The sequence below is a fragment of the Actinoplanes rectilineatus genome (assembly GCF_000962825.1).
Lineage (GTDB): Bacteria > Actinomycetota > Actinomycetes > Mycobacteriales > Micromonosporaceae > Actinoplanes > Actinoplanes rectilineatus.
Genome location: NZ_JZKF01000081.1, coordinates 21017 through 41294, shown reverse-complemented (window position 1 = coordinate 41294; position 20278 = coordinate 21017). Strand labels below are relative to the sequence as shown.

22 protein-coding genes are annotated in these 20278 nt (G+C 70.0%); 10 read left to right on the top strand and 12 right to left on the bottom strand.

Annotated features, from left to right (window positions below; genetic code table 11):
* Window positions 1-554 precede the first annotated feature (554 nt).
* Window positions 555-977, top strand: a complete 423-nt coding sequence (locus WH85_RS37390; protein ID WP_157411457.1) for a hypothetical protein — start codon at window positions 555-557, stop codon at window positions 975-977.
* A gap of 97 nt (window positions 978-1074) precedes the next feature.
* On the opposite strand, the gene WH85_RS37385 is transcribed toward WH85_RS37390, so the two are convergent.
* Window positions 1075-2238, bottom strand: a complete 1164-nt coding sequence (locus tag WH85_RS37385; protein ID WP_045746858.1) for a DUF1501 domain-containing protein — start codon at window positions 2236-2238, stop codon at window positions 1075-1077.
* 9 nt (window positions 2239-2247) lie between these two features.
* Entirely contained in the window at window positions 2248-3648 is a 1401-nt protein-coding gene (locus WH85_RS37380) for a DUF1800 domain-containing protein (RefSeq protein ID WP_045746857.1), read from the bottom strand.
* A gap of 73 nt (window positions 3649-3721) precedes the next feature.
* Between WH85_RS37380 and WH85_RS37375 the strand changes: the two genes are divergently transcribed.
* Complete coding sequence (locus WH85_RS37375) at window positions 3722-4768, top strand: ROK family protein (RefSeq protein WP_245674259.1); 1047 nt, start codon at window positions 3722-3724, stop codon at window positions 4766-4768.
* A 78-nt stretch (window positions 4769-4846) separates the two neighbouring features.
* Here WH85_RS37375 and WH85_RS37370 read toward each other — a convergent pair whose 3' ends face one another.
* Both WH85_RS37370 and zwf read right to left on the bottom strand, forming a co-directional pair.
* Complete coding sequence (locus WH85_RS37370; protein WP_045746855.1) at window positions 4847-5182, bottom strand: STAS domain-containing protein; 336 nt, start codon at window positions 5180-5182, stop codon at window positions 4847-4849.
* 93 nt (window positions 5183-5275) lie between these two features.
* A complete protein-coding gene (gene zwf, locus WH85_RS37365; protein WP_045746854.1) occupies window positions 5276-6769 on the bottom strand; it encodes a glucose-6-phosphate dehydrogenase in 1494 nt (497 codons plus the stop codon).
* Between the two features lie 155 nt (window positions 6770-6924).
* Between zwf and WH85_RS37360 the strand changes: the two genes are divergently transcribed.
* On the top strand, window positions 6925-7863 hold the full coding sequence (locus WH85_RS37360; RefSeq protein WP_045746853.1) for an exopolyphosphatase: 939 nt from the start codon (window positions 6925-6927) through the stop codon (window positions 7861-7863).
* 182 nt (window positions 7864-8045) lie between these two features.
* Here WH85_RS37360 and WH85_RS37355 read toward each other — a convergent pair whose 3' ends face one another.
* Complete coding sequence (locus tag WH85_RS37355; RefSeq protein WP_169792539.1) at window positions 8046-8792, bottom strand: DUF1775 domain-containing protein; 747 nt, start codon at window positions 8790-8792, stop codon at window positions 8046-8048.
* 208 nt (window positions 8793-9000) lie between these two features.
* On the opposite strand from WH85_RS37355, the gene WH85_RS37350 reads away from it, so the two are divergent.
* Together WH85_RS37350 and WH85_RS37345 are read left to right on the top strand one after the other, a co-directional pair.
* The gene (locus WH85_RS37350; protein WP_045746851.1) at window positions 9001-9210 is read left to right on the top strand and encodes an RNA-binding S4 domain-containing protein; all 210 of its coding nucleotides are present in this window, start codon (window positions 9001-9003) and stop codon (window positions 9208-9210) included.
* 40 nt (window positions 9211-9250) lie between these two features.
* Window positions 9251-10135 (top strand): hypothetical protein, encoded by an 885-nt coding sequence (locus tag WH85_RS37345; protein WP_045746850.1) that lies wholly within the window; start codon window positions 9251-9253, stop codon window positions 10133-10135.
* Between the two features lie 159 nt (window positions 10136-10294).
* On the opposite strand, the gene WH85_RS37340 is transcribed toward WH85_RS37345, so the two are convergent.
* The 3 genes from WH85_RS37340 to WH85_RS37330 all read right to left on the bottom strand — a co-directional run bounded on the left by WH85_RS37340 (window position 10295) and on the right by WH85_RS37330 (window position 11852).
* Entirely contained in the window at window positions 10295-10834 is a 540-nt protein-coding gene (locus WH85_RS37340; RefSeq protein ID WP_045746849.1) for a GNAT family N-acetyltransferase, read from the bottom strand.
* A gap of 40 nt (window positions 10835-10874) precedes the next feature.
* Complete coding sequence (locus WH85_RS37335) at window positions 10875-11363, bottom strand: hypothetical protein (protein ID WP_045746848.1); 489 nt, start codon at window positions 11361-11363, stop codon at window positions 10875-10877.
* A gap of 120 nt (window positions 11364-11483) precedes the next feature.
* Window positions 11484-11852, bottom strand: coding sequence for an FKBP-type peptidyl-prolyl cis-trans isomerase (locus tag WH85_RS37330; protein ID WP_045746847.1), 369 nt, complete (start codon window positions 11850-11852; stop codon window positions 11484-11486).
* 136 nt (window positions 11853-11988) lie between these two features.
* Here WH85_RS37330 and WH85_RS37325 point away from each other — a divergent pair, with 136 nt between their 5' ends.
* The 5 genes from WH85_RS37325 (at window position 11989) to WH85_RS37305 (ending at window position 16076) form a co-directional block, all read left to right on the top strand.
* Complete coding sequence (locus WH85_RS37325) at window positions 11989-12882, top strand: lytic polysaccharide monooxygenase (RefSeq protein WP_052721075.1); 894 nt, start codon at window positions 11989-11991, stop codon at window positions 12880-12882.
* Window positions 12883-12988: 106 nt separating this feature from the next.
* Window positions 12989-13267: a hypothetical protein gene (locus tag WH85_RS37320; RefSeq protein WP_045746846.1), complete on the top strand. Its 279-nt coding sequence runs from the start codon at window positions 12989-12991 to the stop codon at window positions 13265-13267.
* 22 nt (window positions 13268-13289) lie between these two features.
* Entirely contained in the window at window positions 13290-14690 is a 1401-nt protein-coding gene (locus WH85_RS37315; RefSeq protein ID WP_045746845.1) for a DUF4331 domain-containing protein, read from the top strand.
* A complete protein-coding gene (locus WH85_RS37310; protein ID WP_045746844.1) occupies window positions 14687-15055 on the top strand; it encodes a hypothetical protein in 369 nt (122 codons plus the stop codon). The genes WH85_RS37315 and WH85_RS37310 overlap by 4 nt, the downstream gene beginning before the upstream one ends.
* Window positions 15056-15065: 10 nt before the next feature.
* Entirely contained in the window at window positions 15066-16076 is a 1011-nt protein-coding gene (locus tag WH85_RS37305) for an AraC family transcriptional regulator (protein ID WP_045746843.1), read from the top strand.
* A gap of 598 nt (window positions 16077-16674) precedes the next feature.
* On the opposite strand, the gene WH85_RS37300 is transcribed toward WH85_RS37305, so the two are convergent.
* The 4 genes from WH85_RS37300 to glgC are packed head-to-tail and all read right to left on the bottom strand — an operon-like array spanning window position 16675 to window position 20169.
* Window positions 16675-17346: an SLATT domain-containing protein gene (locus WH85_RS37300; RefSeq protein WP_045746842.1), complete on the bottom strand. Its 672-nt coding sequence runs from the start codon at window positions 17344-17346 to the stop codon at window positions 16675-16677.
* Entirely contained in the window at window positions 17343-17843 is a 501-nt protein-coding gene (locus WH85_RS37295) for a DUF4231 domain-containing protein (RefSeq protein WP_169792538.1), read from the bottom strand. The genes WH85_RS37300 and WH85_RS37295 overlap by 4 nt, the downstream gene beginning before the upstream one ends.
* 46 nt (window positions 17844-17889) lie before the next feature.
* A complete protein-coding gene (locus WH85_RS37290) occupies window positions 17890-18906 on the bottom strand; it encodes a hypothetical protein (protein ID WP_169792537.1) in 1017 nt (338 codons plus the stop codon).
* A gap of 30 nt (window positions 18907-18936) precedes the next feature.
* The gene (gene glgC, locus WH85_RS37285) at window positions 18937-20169 is read right to left on the bottom strand and encodes a glucose-1-phosphate adenylyltransferase (RefSeq protein ID WP_045746840.1); all 1233 of its coding nucleotides are present in this window, start codon (window positions 20167-20169) and stop codon (window positions 18937-18939) included.
* Between the last annotated feature and the right edge of the window lie 109 nt (window positions 20170-20278).

Genomic DNA, 20278 nt, shown 5'->3' with positions numbered 1-20278 from the left:
CTCCGCGTGGGGGTGATGTCTGCACCCGGTCCTGGGTTCGGGTGCGTGGGCCCTCCGCGTGGGGGTGATGTCTGCACCCGGTCCTGGGTTCGGGTGCGTTGGCCCTCCGCGCGAGGGATGTCTGCACCCGGGTCTGGGTTTGGGTGCGTTCGCCGTTGGGGTCTGTCCGGGTGGTTGATCAGTAGGCGATCCGTCCGTGACGGTGGCGGCGCAGACGGCGGCTTGCCGAACGCCGATGCCGTCGAACGGGTGGTCAGTGCCGTTCGGTGGGCTGCTGTGGGTGACTGTGGGGTAGCGGAAATGCGCGGGTGGAAAGCGGCCGCGAAAGGGTGTACCGCGTATGCCGGATTTTTTGGCGTCCCGGTGGAGAATAGTGGCCAGACGTCGATATCGGAGCGCGTTCGGGCAGTTCAGCGCCGCACAGGGTCACCGGATAATTGCTCTGGGGATTCTATTGTGGAGAGCTTTGAGAATGGTTCCGGGATATTGACGGGGTGATCAGTGGTGACTTATGTTGGCCGCCAGTTGATCTACTGGAACGGGGAAAATTCTTCATGTCTGTGTCATCGCGGGCTGTCCGGGCTACCGCTGCGGGTGCCGCCACCGTCTTCGCCGCCTCGCTGGGGCTTGTCCTGGCGAACCCGGGGCCTGCCTCGGCTGTCGCCCGCTGTACCAGTGACGGGAAGCCGAAGGCCACGTCCGGCAAGTTCACCAACAAGACCAGCCAGACGATCATGGTCAAGGGTGACGCGCTGGTGAACGGCAAGTTCAAGACGGTGGAGCGGCCCATCCTCAAGGAGGGCGGCACCGCCGCGGCCGCGGGCATCTGCGACGCCGACTTCATCAAGGTCTACCGGGACTTCATCGCTCTGAACGTCGGCTACGACGGTGACGTCTACAAGAAGATCCAGGGCAACTGGAGCTGCTGGAACATCCGTGCGGTTGCCTCCTCGCCCTACAAGGTCGAGTGCGGCTGAAGGCTTTAAGGGCGAAAAAAGCCGATAAAGCCGAAGAAGGCTGCAAAAGCTGAAGAGGGCTTAGCGAAGACGAAAACGGACGAAGTTTCAAGAGCGGTCAACGACTGACGGCCAACCCGAACGTCGACGGCCGCACGCCTGGGAACACCTTGTCGAGTGTTCCCAGGCGGCACCGTTTCTGCAGAACCTCGCCGATCACCGCACGATAGTCGACGGTCGCCTTCAGGTCGCCCGCCATCAGGGCCGCAGGTGCGAGACCCGGCCACGTCCCGTACACCCGCCCGCCGCGCACCCCACCGCCCAGCAGAAGCATCGCGTTGCCGTGCCCGTGATCGGTGCCGTGCGAGCCGTTCTCCCGGACCCGCCTGCCGAATTCGCTGATCGTCAGGATCGTGGTGCGGGCCAGCCCTTCGGCGCCCAGGTCGGTGGTGAACGCGGCCAGCGCCCCGGCCAGGTCGGTGAGGGCCGCCGGCATCCGTTCGTTCTGTCCTTGGTGCATGTCCCAGCCGCCGCTGTCCACCGCGGCCGTGACCAGACCGGTTCGCGCTTTGATCAGCCGGGCCACGTCGCGCAGCGCCGCCCCGAGGTCGGTGGCCGGATATCGGGCGCCCGCCGACCGGAAGGTCCGCAGCGAGTGCAGGGCCCGGTCGGCGGTCATCGCCGGTGCCGACAGTCCGCCGGGTGCCCCGGAGTACATCGCCCGCAGGGCCGCCGCGATGGGCCGCTTGCCGTCGCCGGCCAGTGCGAACTCGTCGATCGACGCCATCGACACGTCGGTGGACGGTCCACCGAGGATGCGGGCCGGCATCGCATTGCCCACCGAGACGCCGGCGAGAGGGCCGGCCGCCCCGGTCACACCGAGCATCCGGTCCAGCCAGCCGCTGCGCAGGGACGTGCCGGGGGCGGCGTTCTCCATCGCCTCCATCGCGGCGAAGTGGGAACGGGTCGGGTTGGACTGGCCGACGGCGTGCACCGCGGCGAGCTTTCCGGCCTTCCAGAGCGGGAGCAGCGGGGCCAGGCCGGGGTGCAGCCCGAACCGGCCGTCCGCGGCGATCACCCGGCTGCGGGGTACGGCGATCGTCGGCCGGGCCCTGTAGTAGTCGGGGTCGCCGATCGGGGCGACGGCGCTGAGCCCGTCGAAGCCGCCGCGCAGGGAGATCACGACGAGGGTGTCCCCCTGGTAGGACGGTGCCGCGAAGGCCACCCGGGGTGCCGCGGCGCAGGCCAGTAACGGGAGCAGCGCCCGGCGACGAATACCCACGAAAGCACCCTAACGAAGCTGGAAGGCCGGCGCGTCGAGAACCAGGGCGATCAGGTACGGCGCATCCGCCCCCACCGCCCCGCCGACCGGACTGGACACTCTGCGGCCCGCCACACTGAGTACCGCCGTCGTGTGCGCGGCCGGCAGCCGTGTCCCGATCAGACGCAGGGCCAGCGCGTCCACCAGCGCCCCGTGGGTGCGGGGCATCGCCGGTACCAGGGAGCGCAGCAGGTCGGCGGGCCGGGTGAGCTGGTTCGGGTACCACCCGGTGGCCAGGTTCAGGTGCAGGTTGCAGCGCAGCAGGAACGCCGCCGGTGAGGCCCAGAGCGAGGCGGTGTCCGGGAATCCGTTCGGTGCGTTCCAGCGGAACGGCGCGTTCCCGGCGGACACCAGTGCGTTGTAGAGGGCGTCGAGCGCGCGTACCCCGCTGCGTTCCGGTCCCAGGCCGAGGGCGCGGACGGCGGCGGTCAGGTCCTCGAAGGGGGTGCGGAGTTTCCGGCCGGTGGACGCGGCGAACTCGGGGGAGGTGAACAGGGCCCGCAGCACGGGGGCGATCGCGGTGTCGTGGTCGCGGTACACCTTGGCCAGCCGGGCGACGAGCGCCGCGGGCGGGTCGTCGGCGACGTACCGGACGCACAGTTTCCGGGCGAGACGGTCGGCGGTGGCCGGGTGCCGGGCCAGGTGGTCGAGAAAGGCCAGGGCTGCGGACTCGCCGTTCGCCGAGCCGTTGGGGTGCCGGAACCCGAGGATCTGCACCGGTCCGGTCGCATGCTGACTCGAGAGATACGCATAGGTTCCCCGGGAGGACACCGACAGGCCGGTCAGCAACCGGGCGGCCGCGACCACGTCACTCTCCTTGTAGGCCAACCCGACCGTGTGCAGTTCGAGGAGTTCCCGGGCGTAGTTCTCGTTCGGGCTGGACCGGACCGAGTCCCGCTGGTCCAGGTAGGTCAGCATCGCCGGGTGCCGGGCCGACGCCTTGAGCATGTCGGCGAACCGGCCCAGCGCGTGCCGCCGGACGACCTGCGCGTCGTAGTCGCACCGGGTGTCCCAGACCCCGCTGGACGGCGCCGTCACGTGCAGATGGTTGGACCAGAAGGCGACCGCGGACTCGTACAGCTGGCGGGTGCTCCATATGGCACGGGCGACGGCGGCCCGGCCGAGCTGACCGAACGCCTCATAGGAATGCCGGGGTAGCCGGGAACGGACGGTGCCGGGGGTGGCCCCGGCGAGGGGAAGGCGGGCGAGCACCTGGTCGCATCGTCCGTCGGGGATCCGGGACGGCTGCAGCTGCCGGTCGATCCAGCCGGTCGTGCCGAGACGGCGGACCTCGGCCAGCGACTCCGGGGTGGGGCCGAAGGCGGCCCGGCGCAACAGGTGCGCCGCCTGTTCATCAAGGAGAGACGTCACACCTGTTGTTTCGGCCGGTTCGCGCGGATCGTTCGCCTGTTGCGGGCGGTTCCGCGGACGTAGGCTCATGGCCGTGGATCAGGCTGAAACGGTACGCACTCCGTCCTCCTGGGTCGTCGTCGGACTCGACAACGGCGGCACCTGCAACAACGCCACCGTGCTCGACGCCACCGGCCAGTTCCTGGTCGACCATCTGGTGGAGAACCCGAGCCGGGTGCAGGACGGCCCGGAGTCCGCGGTCGACTCCCTCACCGACGCGTTCGCCGGCATCCTCGAGCTGACCAGCACGCCACTGTCCCTGGTCCGCGCGGTCGGCCTGGACACGCCCGGCCCGGCCAGTGCGAACGGCGTGATCTCGTCGAAGGGCGCGACCAACTTCAACCAGGTGTCCTGGCACGGGTTCGACATCCGGGGCGCGCTGGAGGCCCGGCTGGGTCTGCCGGTGGTCTACAACAACGATGCCAATGCGGCCGCTGTCTACGCGCACTACCGGCACTTCGGCGCGGAGGCGTCGGAGAATTCGTCGGTCGCCGCGATCGTCGGCACCGGCCTGGGCGGTGGTGTGGTGGAGGCCGGCAAGGTGATCCGGGGTGTCGCGGGGATGGCCGGCGAGCTCGGTCACGTGCAGATCCCGTTGCACGGCGTCCTCGAGGACGGCCAGCCGGTCCCGCTCTGCAACTGCGGGTTCTCCGGTGACGTCGAGGCGATCGCCTCCCTCACCGGCATCCGCAACAATCTGCTGCCGTACTGGCTGTCCCGGTTCCCGGACCACCCGCTGGCGAGCGAGCCGGTGGCCAAGGCGGCGAAGATGCTCCGTGGTTACGGCGAGAAGGAGGACTCCCTGGCCTTGGCCGTGTTCGGCCAGCAGGCGAAGGCGATCGGCAAGCTGTTCACCATCGCCGCGAACTTCACCGACCCGGCCGCCTACTTCCTGGGCGGCGGCGTGGTCGAGGCGGCGCCGCACTTCCGGCAGTGGTTCCTCAACCTGGTCCGGGAACACACCCAGCTGCGCGACGAGCAGAAGGAGGCGGCCACGTTCGCCCTGGTGCCGGACCTGGACATGGCCGGGGCCAGGGGTGCCGCGGTCGCCGCTCTGGACACCGTGGCCGCCGCCGGCTGACCGCCGGGTCACCCTTCTCCGGGGGTACGCGTCACAGCAGGCGAACAACGGGCGTGCTCCGACGCGTACCCCGAAAGGTCATTCGTCTTTCAGCGCCGTGGCGACGTCGGGGAACATCGGCAGATAATCGCTGAGTCCCAGGGTGTCGAAGAGGCGGCGCAGGAATCCGGACGGCGCCGCCAGACGCACCCAGCCGTCCCGTTCGGTGGCCCGGCCGTGTGCCGTGACCAGCACGCCGACGCCCATCGAGTCGCAGAAGTCGAGACCGGAGACGTCCACGATCACGCGCGGCGCGGGACGGTCGACGAGGCGGCCGAGGTTGGCCTTGAGCGCGGGCGCGGTGTCGATGTCGAGGGATCCGCGCAGGACGAGCACGGCCGTGTTGGGTGGATGGTGCGCGACCGAGACCTGCATGTTGCCACGTTCTTTCGCTTGGGGGGCGGGCTCGCGGGGAATCGAGGTTGATGACAACCCTATGCGAGCCCGCCCGCACACGCAGGCGACGCGCTACACCTCGTTACGCCACTTGCGGCCGTTGCGGCCGATCAGCCGGTCGGCGTCGGTCGGGCCCCAGGACGCGGCCTCGTAGGTCGGGATCGGCGAGTGGTCCCGTGCCCAGTTCTCGATGATCGGGTCGACGATCCGCCAGCACTGCTGCACCTCGTCGCTGCGGATGAACAGCGACGCGTCGCCGATCAGTGCGTCCAGCAGCAGACGTTCGTACGCCTCCGGGGACTCCTCGACGAACGTCTGGTCGTACGAGAACTCCATGCTCGCGGTCCGCACCCGGAACGAGTGACCCGGGACCTTCGCACCGAAGCGCAGCGAGATGCCCTCGTTGGGCTGGATGCGCAGGATCAGCGCGTCCGCGTCCAGGCCGGTCATCTGGTCGGTCGGGATCGGCAGGTGCGGCGGGCGCTGGAACTGCAGGGCCACCTCGGTGAGGCGGGCCGGCAGGCGCTTGCCGGTGCGCACGTAGAACGGCACACCCGCCCAGCGCCAGTTGTCCACGTTGAGGCGCATCGCCGCGTACGTCTCGGTGCGCGACAGCGGGTCGACACCGACCTCCTCGCGGTAGCCGGCCATCAGCTCCTGGCGGGTGCCGCCGCGGGTGTACTGGCCGCGGACCGCGGCGTCGGCGATGTCGCGGTCGGTGGGGAGCCGGATCGCCTGGAGCAGTTTCACCTTCTCGCTGCGCAGGCCTTCGCCGCCGAACGATGCCGGCGGCTCCATCAGGGCCAGCGCCAGGACCTGGAGCACGTGGTTCTGCACGATGTCACGCATCGCGCCGGCGTGCTCGTAGAACCCACCGCGGGTGCCGACGCCGAGCGTCTCGGCGACGGTGATCTGCACGTGGTCGACCCACGAGCGGTCCCAGATGGGCTGGAAGATCGAGTTGGCGAAGCGCAGCGCCAGCACGTTCTGGACGGTGTCCTTGCCCAGGTAGTGGTCGATGCGGAAGACCTGGTTCTCGTCGAACGCGCTGTGCACGACGCCGTCGAGTTCCCGGGCGGTATGCAGGTCCCGGCCGTACGGCTTCTCGATCACCAGGCGGGAGAACGAGCCCTCGTGCGCCTGGTTGAGGCCCGCTCCGGCCAGCCCGTTGATCACCGGCTCGAACGCGCCGGCCGGGGTGGACAGGTAGAACAGGCGGTTGCCGGAGGTGCCGCGCTGCGCGTCCAGCTCGTCCAGCGTCTCGGCGAGGCGCTTGTAGGTCTCGGGGTCGTCGTAGCTGCCGGAGACGTAGCGGACGCCGCCCTGCAGCTGCCGCTTGTTCGCCAGGTTCTTGCCGCCGAGGGCGCTCTCGGCGAACTGCTCGTCGCTCATCGGCGTCCGGGCGACACCGACCAGCGCGAACTGGTCGGGGAGCCGGTTGTGCCGGGCCAGGCTCTCGACGGCCGGGAGAAGCTTGCGGCGGGTCAGGTCACCAGAGGCGCCGAAGATAACCAACGTGGCTGGTGGGGCGCTGCGCTCCTGGATGAGCTGAGGTGCGTGGTCCATCTTCTGGGTGTCCTCCGACGCGGGTTGTTACCGTCGTCTGAACCTTACGCAGCGCAGGGGCCGAGCGGTTCACATCCATCCACCGATGCGACCAGGGCCATAACGAAAAAAGTGGCAAAATGGTCTCAAAGGTCTGGCGATCGTAGGGGGACGTCGTGAAGTACCGGCTCGTGACCCGCAGCGACTTCGACGGTCTGGTCTGCGCCGTTCTGCTGCGTCACCTGGACATGATCGACGACATCATGTTCGTCCACCCGAAGGATGTGCAGGACGGCGTCGTGGACATCACTGATCGTGACGTCTTGACGAACCTGCCGTTCGACGCCCGTGCTCACATCGTTTTCGACCATCATCATTCGGAGACGCTGCGTAACAAGGACAACGTCGGCAACCACATCATCGACGCCGACGCGCCGTCCGCCGCCCGGGTCATCTACGACCACTTCGGCGGCCGGGAACGGTTCCCGAAAGTGTCCGACGACCTGATGCGGGCCGTCGACCAGGCGGACTCGGCCGACTACACGCTGACCGACATCCTCAGTCCCAACGGTTGGACACTGCTCAACTTCCTGATGGACAGCCGCACCGGGCTGGGCCGGTTCCGCAACTTCCGGATCTCCAACTACCAGCTGATGATGCAGCTGATCGACGCCTGCATCGAACACCAGAACGTCTCGGACATCCTGTCGCTGCCGGACGTGGCCGAACGCGCCGAACTGTTCCACGAGTGCTCGGCCCGCTTCGTCGAGCAGCTGCACCGGATCAGCCACATGGACGGCGACGTCGTCGTGGTGGACCTGCGCGAGGAGGAGACCATCGAGGCCGGCAACCGCTTCATGGTGTACGCGCTCTTCCCCGAGTCCCGGGTCTCGGTACACATCATCTGGGGCCGGCAGAAACTCAACACCGTCTTCGCGTGCGGCAAGTCGATCCTGGACCGCACCTCACCGGTGGACATCGGTGAAGTGATGCTGCGCTACGACGGGGGCGGGCACATCGCGGCCGGCACCTGCCAGGTCCCGCACGCCGACTCGGAACGGGTGGAACGCGAGATCATCGACGCGCTGCGCACCGAACGGGTCGTCCCGGTCTGACGACAGTGTGTAGGGGTGGGGAGCCGACGGCTCCCCACCCCTACGACGCGCGGATCACGGGCCTTGCCCGGGGCCCCACCCGCCGGTCGTGGTGCCGCGCCCCACGCGCTTGCCACGACGTTTCCTCACGCCCACCCGCGTGAGGTTTCCCGCTGCAGGCCCGGCCTGCGGGGGAGTCTCACTCAGCCCTTCAGGCTCCACTTGCCGGCGGCCACCGGCTCCTTGCCACCGTCCTTGGCCGTGTCGTCCTTGGCGGTGTCGTCCTCACCGGCCGGCTCGTCGGAGCTCTCCGGCTCCTCCTCGGCCCGGTGCCGGTTGCGCCACACCGTCCAGCCGGCGCCGAGCAGCGCCAGCGCCGCCACACCCCAGCCGGACAGGGCGAGCACCGACGGGCCGTCGTCCTCGCCGTTCACCACACTGTCGAAATACTGGTTCTCCGCCTCCGAGAACGCCGTGTCGGTGGTCGTGGCCACCCCGCCGGCGTGCTGGTGGGCCGACGTGGTGACACCGTCCCACGGGGTCAGCGTCAGGGTGGCCTTCTCGCCGGTGCCCTTGCTGCCGTCGGTGTAGGTCACCTCGAGGGTGAAGTCCACCGAACTCAGCGTCGGCAGCGGGCCGGCGGCGACCGGCAGGTCCGCGACGGCGCCCGGGGCGAGCGCGCCACCGGTGCCGACCGCCAGCCACGTGATCGCGCTCGGCACCTGGGTCAGGGGCGTCGAGTTGTGGATCGCGGTCAGCGGCGTGCTCAGCTGTTGCCATTCGATGTTGGGCGCCCACTCGTTCACCGACAGCGGGTACACCTCGGCGATCGGCGAATCCGTCGGGATCACCAGGCGTACCTGCTTCACCGGCTTGGCGCCGGTGTTCTTGTACTGGAACGTGATGTTCGCCCCGGTCGTCTGCTGCGCGCTCGCCGGGCTCACTGTCACGTCCGCTGCGGCCGGACCCGCGGCGAAAAGCACACAGGCAGCGGAAACAATGGTCAGCGTGCCCGCGCGGCGGGCCATCCTCAGATGCCTCACGACATGTAGTTCGGATCGCCGGTCCCGATGGTTCAACCGGAGCGGAGAAGTTTTCCGAAAGGTTTCCGGTGATCCCGCTGCCGGTCGCCGTACGGCGGTGGCCGATGATGGGCGGATGCGAGACGTTTCCATCGACGGCGACATGATCCGGCTGGGCCAGTTCCTCAAACTGGCGGACCTCATCGAGACCGGTGGTGAGGGCAAGGTCCTGATCGCCTCCGGAGACGTGACGGTCAACGGCGAGGTCGACGAGCGCCGCGGCCGCCAGCTGCACCCGGGTGACGTCGTCGAGGTACTCGGGCGCCGGGCGAGAGTCGTCGCATAGAGGGCGGAACCGGGACGGCGATTCGATCGTCGTACCGGGTATGACCAGAAATCGTGGCGCCGTCCTCGCGGCCCTGCCCCTTCTCCTGCTCCTGAGCGCCTGCGCCCGGTCCGGTGCGGCCGGCACCTCGGCCGGCACCTCGGCCGGGCCCGTCCTGGAACGCGGCTCCGCCACGCCGTACCCGTCGTCCGACGTGGTCGTCCTCCGCGTGGAGTCCCGCGGCGGCTTCGTCCCGCCGCACTTCCTGGTCGGCCGGCTGCCGCAGATCAGCGTCTACGCCGACGGCCGCCTGATCACCGAGGGCCCGGTCGCCCTGTCGTATCCCGGTCCGGCCCTGCCCAACCTGCAGGTCCAGCAGCTCACCCCGGAGCAGGTGCAGCAGCTGACCGCGGACGCGGTGAAGGCGGGCGTGACCGACGGCGCCGACTTCGGCACCCCGAACGTCGCCGACATCCCCAGCACCAAGGTGACCGTGCGGACCGCCTCCGGCGACGAGAGCGTGGAGGTGGTGGCGCTGCGCGAGGCGCGCCCGGACGACACGTCGCTGACCGCCGCGCAGCACGCCGCCCGCAAGAAGCTGACCGACTTCCTGGACACCGTCGACGGCCTCGCCACGGCGAGCCAGGAGCGGTATCTGCCGACCGGACTGGTCGCCATCGCCCAGCCGTGGGTGGACCCGGGCGACGGTCTCGGCGGCGAGCCGGTCCAGTGGCCCGGCCCGGACCTGCCCGGCGAGGCGCTGAACGAGACGGTCGGCACCCACTGCGTCGCGATGACCGGCGAGCAGAAGGACACGGTGTGGGCGGCCGCCGACAAGGCCAGCCAGCGGACCTCGTGGATGTCGGCCGGCAAGCAGTGGTCGGTCGTCTTCCGGCCGCTGCTGCCCGGCGAGTCCGGCTGCGCGTCGCTGCGGAACGCCGAGTGATCCCGATCGAGGAGCCGTTCGACCCCGGCGCACACGACGCCGGGGCCACGGAGAACGCAGCGGCACCGCCGCAGCCGCCGACGGTTCGGCCGGTGTGCCGGGCGCCGGTGGCGCCGCGGGCCCGGTCACGCCGCCGCGGGGGCGACGCGAACAGGTGAGTCACCAGACGTCGCCCTCGCGCCAGTCGCAGGTCAGCGGGGCGGTGACACGCAGCGCCGCCCCGCCGGTGACCGGGCGGACCAGGGTGCTGTCGTCGTCGTCCGGGGTGGGGACCAGGCCCTGCGGGGCGAGCACGGCCGTCGGTCCCCGCCACGGCACCCAGCCGCGGGCCAGGTAGAGGCCGCGGCCCTCGGGGGAGGCGGCGAGGGCGCCCAGGTCGTACGCGGCATCGATGATCTTCTCGGCGGAGTCCATCACCGCGGCGGCCAGGCCCCGCCCGCGATGCTCCGGATGCACGGCGACACCCTCGACGTAGCCGCAGCGCCAGGACCGCCCGTCGTGCAGGAGGCGGCGCTGGACGACCGCGCCGTGCGCCACCGGTTCACCCCCGTGGGTGACCAGCAGGTGCAGGCCGCCGAGGCTGTGATCCCAGTCGTGGTCGTCGAAGCCGCCGTCGAACGCGAGGTCGAGCATGGCGCGGATGCTCGACCTTCCGGCGGCCGTGAGGTCTGCGGTGGGAACGATCCGGACCGTGGTCATCCACGGATGGTAGGCGCATCACGCCTACCATCCGGGTCCGTCAGTTGACGCCCTTGCCACCCTTGTTGGCGGCGTCCGTCGCGGCGCCCACTCCGGTGCCGGCGCTCTCGCCCTGCATGCTGGCGAGCAGCGCGTCGGTGTCGTCGCAGACGGTGTTGAACTTGAGGATCGCGGCGCTGACCTCCGCTTCCAGCGCCGGGCCCTCCGGGTCGTCCGCGGCGGCCTTGGCCTTGCGGGCAGCCGCGTCCAGGACGTTCGCCGAGCTCGTGATCAGGGTGCTCTCGGACGCCTTGGCGGCCGCCACGATCGCCTCGGCCGACGTCACGTCGAGATCGTGCCCACCCTTACCGAGCGTGGCGTTCGACGCCAGGGCGCACGCGGTGTTGGTGCCCGCGTCCAGTCCGGCCACCGCGGTGGTGGCGGTGTCAGCGGCTTCGATGGAACCGGCGTCGTTGCTGTTGGCGGCGCAGCCGGTCAGGGCCAGAAGAGCGCAGGCCGTGGTGACGGCCGTGCTGATGGGTCCTCGCATGGGCGCCGACGTTACCTGCACGAAATGGTTCAGCGCCCACCCGGGCTCACCCTGTGTGACGTATGTCTTGTTGCAGAGGGTGCTCCGGCACCCGTGTGAGGGCGCCGGAGCGGCCCGCTGTCAGTGCACCTGGAGCAGGTCCACCACGAAGATCAGGGTCTCGTTGGGCTTGATCGCGCCCGGGGCACCACGGCTGCCGTAGCCCAGGTGCGACGGGATCACCAGACGGCGACGGCCGCCCACCTTCATGCCGGCCACGCCCTGGTCCCAGCCGGCGATGACCTGCTGGCCACCGACCCGGAAACCGAACGGCTCGCCCCGGTTCCAGGAAGCGTCGAACTCCTTGCCGTCGGACTGCGCCACACCGACGTAGTGGACGCTGACGAACGACCCGGGGGCCGCCTCGGTGCCGTTGCCCTCGACCAGGTCCTCGATGACCAGATCGGCGGGCGCCTGTGCCGGAATGGGGCCGACGTCGGGCTTGCTCATAGATCCTCCAGGGTTTTCTCACCGGACCCGGCCATGCAATCACAGCGCCGGGACCGGTGAACGAGCGGTGCCGCAACTCCGTACCCCCTGGTGGCCGGGAATCACCCGGCCCGCCGCCGCCTCGCCGGGAGTCCCCGTGTACCTCCTCCGCCGACTCGCCGCCGCCGGTCTCCTGGCCGCCGTCGCCGTGCCCGCCCTGCCCTCACCCGCCCTCGCCCACGGGGCGCCGACCACCCCGATCAGCCGGTCCGCCGCGTGCGCCGGCAACGGCACCGACACCGGAGCCGCCGCGTGCAAGGCGGCGAAGAAGGCCACCGGCGGGTTCATCGGGGCGTACGACAACCTGCGGCTCGCGAACGTGACGGACGACCGGGACCGGGTGCCCGACGGGAAGCTGTGCAGCGGCGGGCTGGACCTGTACCGCGGGCTGGACCTGGCCCGCGACGACTTCCCGTCGACGAAGGTGAAGTCCGGGCAGAGACTGTCGGTCTCCTACCGGGGGACCATCCCGCACCAGGGCGAGTTCCGTCTCTACCTGACCAAGGCCGGGTACGACCCGGCGAAGAAGCTGACCTGGGACGACCTGGGGTCGAAGCCGCTCGCCGCGATCACCGACCCGCCGCTGACCGGCGGGGCGTACCGGATGAAGGTGACCCTGCCGCAGCGGACCGGGCACCACCTGCTCTACGTGGTGTGGGAGACGTCCAGTACGCCGGACACCTACTACTCCTGTTCGGACCTGATCTTCCCCGCGGCGGCGGTGGCATCCCCGTCACCCTCGGAGAAGCCGTCGCCCACACCCTCGGAGAAGCCGTCGGCCACCGCCACGCCGGTGAAGACCCGAGCCGCGGTGACGCCGTCGTCCCCCTCGGCCTCCGCCGTGGTGCAGGACCCGGTCCTCGCCTCCGGGCAGAGCGAGACCGGACTGGTCAAATTCGGACACTGGCTCATCGTGGGAGCGTTTGCAGTATCTGCCCTGGCAGTGGCCGGTGCGGGCGTCGCGCGGCTGCGCCGCCGCCGAAATCATTGAGGTATCTCGAGAAAACTGTTGAACCGCTGAGAACCGGATCTCGTACTGATCGGCGTCGACAACACAACGCCTGGCAGGTCCCCCCACCCGACGAAAGGCCCACGTAATGAGCCGTGTTCGCTACCGCGCCCCGGGCAGCTCCAACTGGTTGTCGCGCCGCAAGGTTCTGGCCCTTGCCGCGACCGGCGTAGGAGTCTCCGCCGTCTCGGTCGCCGGCCTGAGCCTCGCCGGTGAGTCGGGTGGCGACTCGAAGGACAGTGGCCCCCTGGTCATCTCCCTCAAGGACGCGGCCAAGGGCCAGATCGAGATCTTCTCCGGTGAGAAGAGCAAGGTCGTCACCGACAAGGATCTCGTCAAGCAGCTTCTCAAGGCCGCAGGCCGCTGACTCTCGGAGGAATAAGCCCCCCATGTCTTCTCACCGCGAAGCGCCGGAGATCAGCAAAGACCCGGTCGCCGACAGCTCCGACCTGTACGCGTTCGTCAGCCCTGACGACAAGGACACGGTCACGATCATCGCGAACTACGTGCCGCTGCAGATCCCGGCCAGCGGCCCGAACTTCTTCGAATTCGGCGACGACGTTCTCTACGAGATCCACATCGACGCGAACGGCGACGCCCGCCCGGACATCACGTACCAGTTCCGGTTCGTGACCGAGCTGCGCAACGACAAGACGTTCCTGTACAACACCGGCCAGATCGAATCGCTGGACAGTGAGAACTGGAACCGTCGCCAGTTCTACTCGGTCACCAAGGTCGACAAGTCCGGCAAGAGCACGGTGCTGGCCAAGAAGCTGCCCTGCCCGCCGTGCAACGTCGGCAAGATCTCGATCCCGGACTACGAGAAGCTCGCCGAGGACGCCGTCTACAAGCTGGACAGCGGCGAGAAGGTCTTCGCCGGCCAGCGCGCCGACGCCTTCTTCGTCGACCTCGGCTCGATCTTCGACCTCGGCACGCTGCGCCCGTTCCAGGACAAGCACCTGGTCGGCCAGGGCCTGTTCAACTACGCCGGCAAGGCGGTCAACGCCACCGACCAGACGAACGTGCACAGCATCGCCATCCAGATCCCCCTGGACAAGGTACGCCGCGACGGCAAGAAGCGGGTCCGCGCCAAGGACGCCGGCGCCGTCATCGGTGTCTGGACGTCGGCGAGCCGCCGCCAGGTCGAGGTGCGCAACGGCGACAAGAAGGGCGCCGAGGCCGACGTGTACGTCGGACCGCAGGTCCAGGTCTCGCGCCTCGGCAACCCGCTGTTCAACGAGGTCATCGTGCCGATGGCCGAGAAGGACAAGTGGAACGCGTCGTCGCCGGCCGAGGACAAGAACTTCGCCGAGTTCGTCGCCACCCCCGAACTGGGCGGTCTGCTGCCGGTGCTGTACCCCGGCCTGTTCGACAAGCTCGAAGCGCAGAACAAGAAGAAGGAGGCGCGGGCCGACCTGCTCGCCATCCTGCTCACCGGCATCCCGGACGGCCTGATCGACGGCTTCCAGAACCTGACCGGTGAGACCCAGGCCGACATGCTGCGCCTGAACACCGCGATCGAGCCGGTCGCCAAGGAGAACAAGTTCGGACTCCTCGGCGGCGACCTGGCCGGTTTCCCCAACGGCCGGCGCATCGCCGACGACGTGGTGTCCATCTCGATCCGGGCCATCGCCGGCGTCACCCTGCCGCTGGTCGACAAGGAATTCGAGCCCGACGCGGCGGCCGCCCTGGTCGAACAGGGACTGAGCATCAAGGACTCCAGCGCCAAACTCCTGAAGAAGTTCCCCTTCCTCGGTACCCCGTTCGACGGATTCGGAAACCCGAAATGAGCCACGAACACCACCACCATCACCACACGTACGCCCCGTCCGGCCAGGGCACCGTGATGCTGAACATCGGCGGCGCCATCGGCGCGCTGATCATCAACACCCCGGCCCGCCTGCAGGGCCACGAGATCGAGGTCAGCCCGGTCGACGACCCGGCACACCGCACGCACGCGGCGGTCCGCGCGCGCTACGTGCGCACCGGCGTCACCTACTGCCTGGTGATCGACTCGCTGCCCGAAGGCCGCTACGTGATCTGGCGTGACCCGGTCACCCCGCTCGCCGAGGTGGACGTGCACGGCGGCGCGGTGGCCGAGTTCGACTGGCCGTCCGTCTCCGCGGTCCCCGAGCGGGAGCTGGTGGCGGTCTAGGCTGGACGCCATGGCAGGCGGCCAACTCCGTGCCCCGGCGGCGGGCGCGGACATCCCGCAGCACGTCGCGTTACGCACCACCGACGTGGACGAGGCTCGGGCGTTCTGCCGGCGGCTCTACTACGGACCACTCCAAATGGAACCGGTCGGGGATCCCGGCCGGTTCCATTTCGCCGCCGACGTCGTCCGGCTCGGCGCCATCACGGTCGGCGAGGTGGGCTACGGCACCGACATCCACCTGTCGATCGCGGCGCTCGAGACGTCGTACCACGTCCTGGTGCCCCTCAGCGGCATGCTGCGCTCCTGGCACCGCGGCGCCCTGGTGATCGCCGACCCGACCCGTGCGGTCGTCTACCGGCCGGCCGGCGACATCGAACTCGAATGGCCCGGCGACTGCCGCCTCCTCAGCGTCAAAGTGGAACGCGCCGCCCTGGAACGCGAACTCGACGCCGCCCTCGACCAGCAGGTGGTCTCCCCGCTGCCGGTCGGCGCCAGCTTCGACCTGGTCGACGGTCCCGGCCGCACCTGGGCCGCCCTGGTCCGCCTGCTGCTCACCGAACTGCGCGGCCCCGACGGCCTGGCCCGCCAGCCCCGGATGGCCGCCCGATGGCGCGACATGGTCGTCAGCGGCCTCGCCCTCACCGTCGAACACCCCTACGGCGAGGAACCGGCCGGACTACAGGGCCCCATGCGCCCCCGCACGGTCAAACGCGCCCTCGACGTGATGCACGCCGAGCCGTGGCGCCCCTACACGGTCAGCGAACTGGCGACGGTGGCGGGCGTCGGCGTCCGCGTCCTGCAGGAATCCTTCCGCCAGCACGTCGGCATCCCACCCCTGACCTACCTGCGCCGCCTGCGCCTCGACGGGGTACACGCCGAACTGTCCCGCTCGGATCCGGGGCAGGCGAGTGTGAGCGAGGTGGCGTACCGCTGGGGCTTCACCCACCTGGGCCGGTTCGCGGGCGCCTATCGTGAGCGGTTCGGATCCTCCCCGTCTCAGACCCTGCGGGGGCGTTCTTAGCGGTCCGCTTCCGTCTTTTCTGTGGTACGCCCAAAGCCCCGTCTCGTGGTGTCGTCGTGTTCCGTCTCGTGGTGTCTCCGTGCCCCGTCTCGTGGTGACTTCGTGCCCTGTTCCGTGGCGACCCCGTGTCCCGTGGCCCTGCCAGTCTGCGTGCGCGCGCGATCCACCCCGGCCGTCGTGCACGGTCCTCCCGCAACGTCGACAAACCGCCGACGACGGCTCGGGGTGGTCCGGCCGTCGTCGGCGGTTGTTTTCTGTTCGTGGGTGGGCCGTGGGTGACGGCTCGGGGTGGTTCGGCCGTCGTTGGCGGTTGTTCTCTGCTCGTGGATGGGCCGTGGGTGACGGCCGGGGTGGTCGAGCCGTCCATGGTGGCTGTTCGGGGGGCGTGATGCAGCCGTCGGTGACGGCTGGGGTGGCTCGGCCGTCGTCTGCGGCTGGTTCGTGTTCTGCCGGTGGCCGAACGGCGGGCCGGGAGCGTTGGGTGGCGAGTCCAAGAGCGGATGGTGGCGGGTCAAGGAGCGGATGGTGGCGGGTCATGAGTGGGCGGTGGCGGGTCAAGGAGCGGATGGTGGTGGGTCACGGAGTGGATGGTGGTGGGTCAAGGAGCCGGCGGTGGTGGGGCTCCGGGAACCGGGGTGGTGGGTGGCGTGGTCTGGATGGTGAGCTGGCCCCAGCGGCCGGCCTCGGTGTGGAACACGGTCTCGATCCGGTCCACCTCGGCGGCCATGTCGTCGCCGGTGTCCCAGTGCAGGTCGGCCTCCTCCAGGCTGTCTGCCGCGTCCTCGTAGAGCTTGGCGATCGGGGTGAAGCCGATCAGCGTCTCGTAGGCGGTGATCGCCGCGGCCATCGCGGCGAGTACGGCGGCGGCCACCCCCGTGGCGACCCGGCCGGTGCCCTCGATGAACTGGCCCGCCGCCCCGACGGTGGCGGCCAGTCCGAGCAGCGTGTTCCGGACGGCGATGGCCTGCCGTGCCGCCCGGGTGTACTCCGTGGCCCGCTGCCGGTAGAACTCGAGCTGGTCGGTGACCCGCAACTCGCGGTAGAGGACCCGGACCGCCGCCGTCCACTCGTTGCCCACGGCATCCCCGTCCGGCTCGGTGACAACGTCCGGCTCGGTGACGCCGTCTGGTTCGGCGACAACGTCCGGCTCGGCGACACCGTCTGGATCGGTGACAACGCCCGCGCCGTCGGCCTTCCCGGCGCCCGTCCGGCCCGCGGATGCTCGGCCGGGGCCGTCGGGGCCGGGCTCTCGGGGGCCGGGGCGGGTCACTCGGGTTCCTTTCCGGTTCGGACGGCGAGCACCGCGCGGCGCAGGGCCCGTCGGCGGTCCGGACCGGAGTAGGGGCCCACCCGCGTCAGGTAGCGGAAGTACAGGGCGCGGAGGCGTTCGGCGCGTACCCGGAAGTCCAGGTAGTCCTGGAGCGAGGCGCGTTCCCGGGCCCACTGGCTGCTGGTGGCCAGCAGGACCCCGGCGACGGTCAGCAGCAGGCCCGGCCAGCGCTGGCCGGGGAAGAGGGCCTGGACACCGCCGAGCACGGTGATCGCCGCCGCGCCGCAGAGGATCAGCAGCTGCTGGCGGCGGTAGGTGTTCTGTTCGTGCTGGGCGCGCTGGTCGTAGTCGGTGAAGACCGGCGTGACCAGCGACTCCAGGTCGGCCAGGTCACCGGCCAGGACGGGGTGACGTTCGGCGGTGCCGGGCGGGATGACCGGGCGGTGTTGCGGGCGGTGGAACAACCGGGGGAAGCGGGCGAACAACGCGACGGGCATCGACCCTCCGGAGATCGGCGTCGGACGCTCCATTGTCGCCGGTCGGTCAATCCGCGGAGATCATGCTCCGGGACGCGCCGCGGAGCAGGGCGGTCAGCCCTCGGCGTACGGTGTCCGGGTCGTCGCTGGTGAGCTGGACCCGGGGATCGGCGGCCACCGCGTCGACCCGGGCGTCGGTCCGGTCGCGACGGCGGGGTGCGGGAATCCGTGGCACTGCGAGGATCGGTGGCACCGCGGGGATCGGCGGCACCGTGGAGTTCCGTGGCACCGTGGAGTTCCGTGGCACCGTGGAGATCCGTGGCACCGTGGAAATCCGTGGGACTGTGGGGTCTCCCGCCACCTGGCGGGCGTCGGCGATCCGGTCGGCGGTGCGGCCGGAGCCGCGCAGGACCAGGAGTGGCCGGTCCGCCCGCAGGCTGAGTTCGGCGTCCGTGAGGGCTATCGCGCCGCCGTTGATCAGCAGGGTGGCCGAGGCGGCGGTGCCTCCGGTCAGGGCGCCGGCGGTCCGGGACAGCCAGGCCGCCTCGTCGCCCCAGCGGTCGCCGGGGACCATCAGGAAGTGCGAGTGGTGCGGTTCCAGGTCGGCCGCGTCGGCGGAGGGTGGCGCGCCGCCCGGAAGACGGACGGTTCCCCGCGCGGCGACCCCGACCAGGGGCAGATCCGGGGCGGTCCCGGCCACCGAACCGGCCATCGAACCGGCCATCGAGCCGACCATCGAACCGGCCGTCGAACCGGCTGCGACGTCACGGGAACCGGCCGGGAGGACGTGTGCAGCGGAGGCGGCGGCGCGGGCGCGGCCGATCAGCCGCATCACACCGGCGTCGGTGCCGCCGTCGACCACCGTGGCACCCGTGGCAGCGACGGCGGGCAGCACCGCGCGGTCGATCACCGCGCGGACCCGTTGCAGATCAGTTTCGGTCATGCCGCCGGCGCCGCCGACGAGCACCAGGACCGGGCGGGGCCCGGTCAGGCCGAGGGACGCCAGCGCCGCGGGCAGTGCACCGGTGTCGTCGGCCCGGGCGAGCCGGGCCCGTCGGCCGGCGCCGAAGTCCAGCGGCAGCACGCCGGCACCCGGGTTCCGCGGCGGCACGGGTCAGAGCTCGATGCGCTGGCCCTTGCCGACCACGACCACGCCGTTGTCGCTGACCGTGTAGAGCTTGCGGTCCCGGTCCAGGTCGACGCCGATCTGCGCGTCCTCCGGGATGATCACGTTCTTGTCGATGATGGCGTTGCGGATGACCGCCCGGCGCCCCACCGACACACCCTCCATGAGGACCGCCCCGTCGACGTGGGCCCACGAGTTGACCCGGACGTTGGGGGAGATCACCGAGCGTTCGACGAGGGAACCGGAGACGACCACGCCGGGCGAGATCATCGAGTCGATGGCGCGACCCTGACGGTCGTCGTACCCGTGCACGAACTTCGCCGGCGGCCACGAGCCGTAGTCGGTGAAGATCGGCCAGTCGTGGTTGTAGAGGTTGAAGATCGGCAGGGTGGCGATCAGGTCCATGTGGGCCTCGTAGAACGAGTCGAGCGTGCCCACGTCGCGCCAGTAGCCGCGGTCGCGGTCGGTGCTGCCGGGCACCTCGTTGTCGCGGAAGTCGTAGACGTTGGCCTCGCCGCGTTCGACGAGCATGGGGATGATGTTGCCGCCCATGTCGTGCTTGCTGTCCGGGTCCTGGGCGTCGGCGGTGACCGCCTCGCAGAGGGCGCGGGTGGTGAAGACGTAGTTGCCCATCGACGCGTAGACCTCGCCGGGCGAGTCTGCCAGGCCGACGGCGTCGCGGGGCTTCTCGCGGAAGGCCTTGATCTTCTTGCCGTCCGGGCCGACGTCGATCACACCGAACTGGTCGGCCAGTGCCAGGGGCTGGCGGATGCCGGCGACGGTGACCGCGGCGCCCGAGGCGATGTGGTCGTTGACCATCTGCTTCGGGTCCATGCGGTAGATGTGGTCGGCGCCGAAGACGATCACGTAATCGGGCGACTCGTCGTTGATCAGGTTGAGGCTCTGGTAGATCGCGTCGGCGGAGCCGGCGAACCAGCGCGGGCCGAGGCGCTGCTGGGCCGGGACCGGCGTGACGTAGTTGCCGAGCAGCGTCGACATCCGCCAGGTCTTGGAGATGTGCCGGTCCAGGGAGTGCGACTTGTACTGGGTCAGCACGACGATCTTCAGGTACCCCGCGTTGGCGAGGTTCGAGAGCACGAAGTCGATCATCCGGTAGATGCCGCCGAACGGGACGCCGGGCTTGGCCCGGTCCGCGGTCAAGGGCATCAGGCGCTTGCCTTCGCCACCAGCCAGAACAATTGCAAGCACCTTGACAGCCATGGGGAGGACGCTAATGTTCCGATCGGCTGTGCGCCACCCGAAAGGGCTGTTCGAAATATCTTGCTCGCGCTGCTGGACACTTGCCCGCGCGCCACACAGACTACCCGGT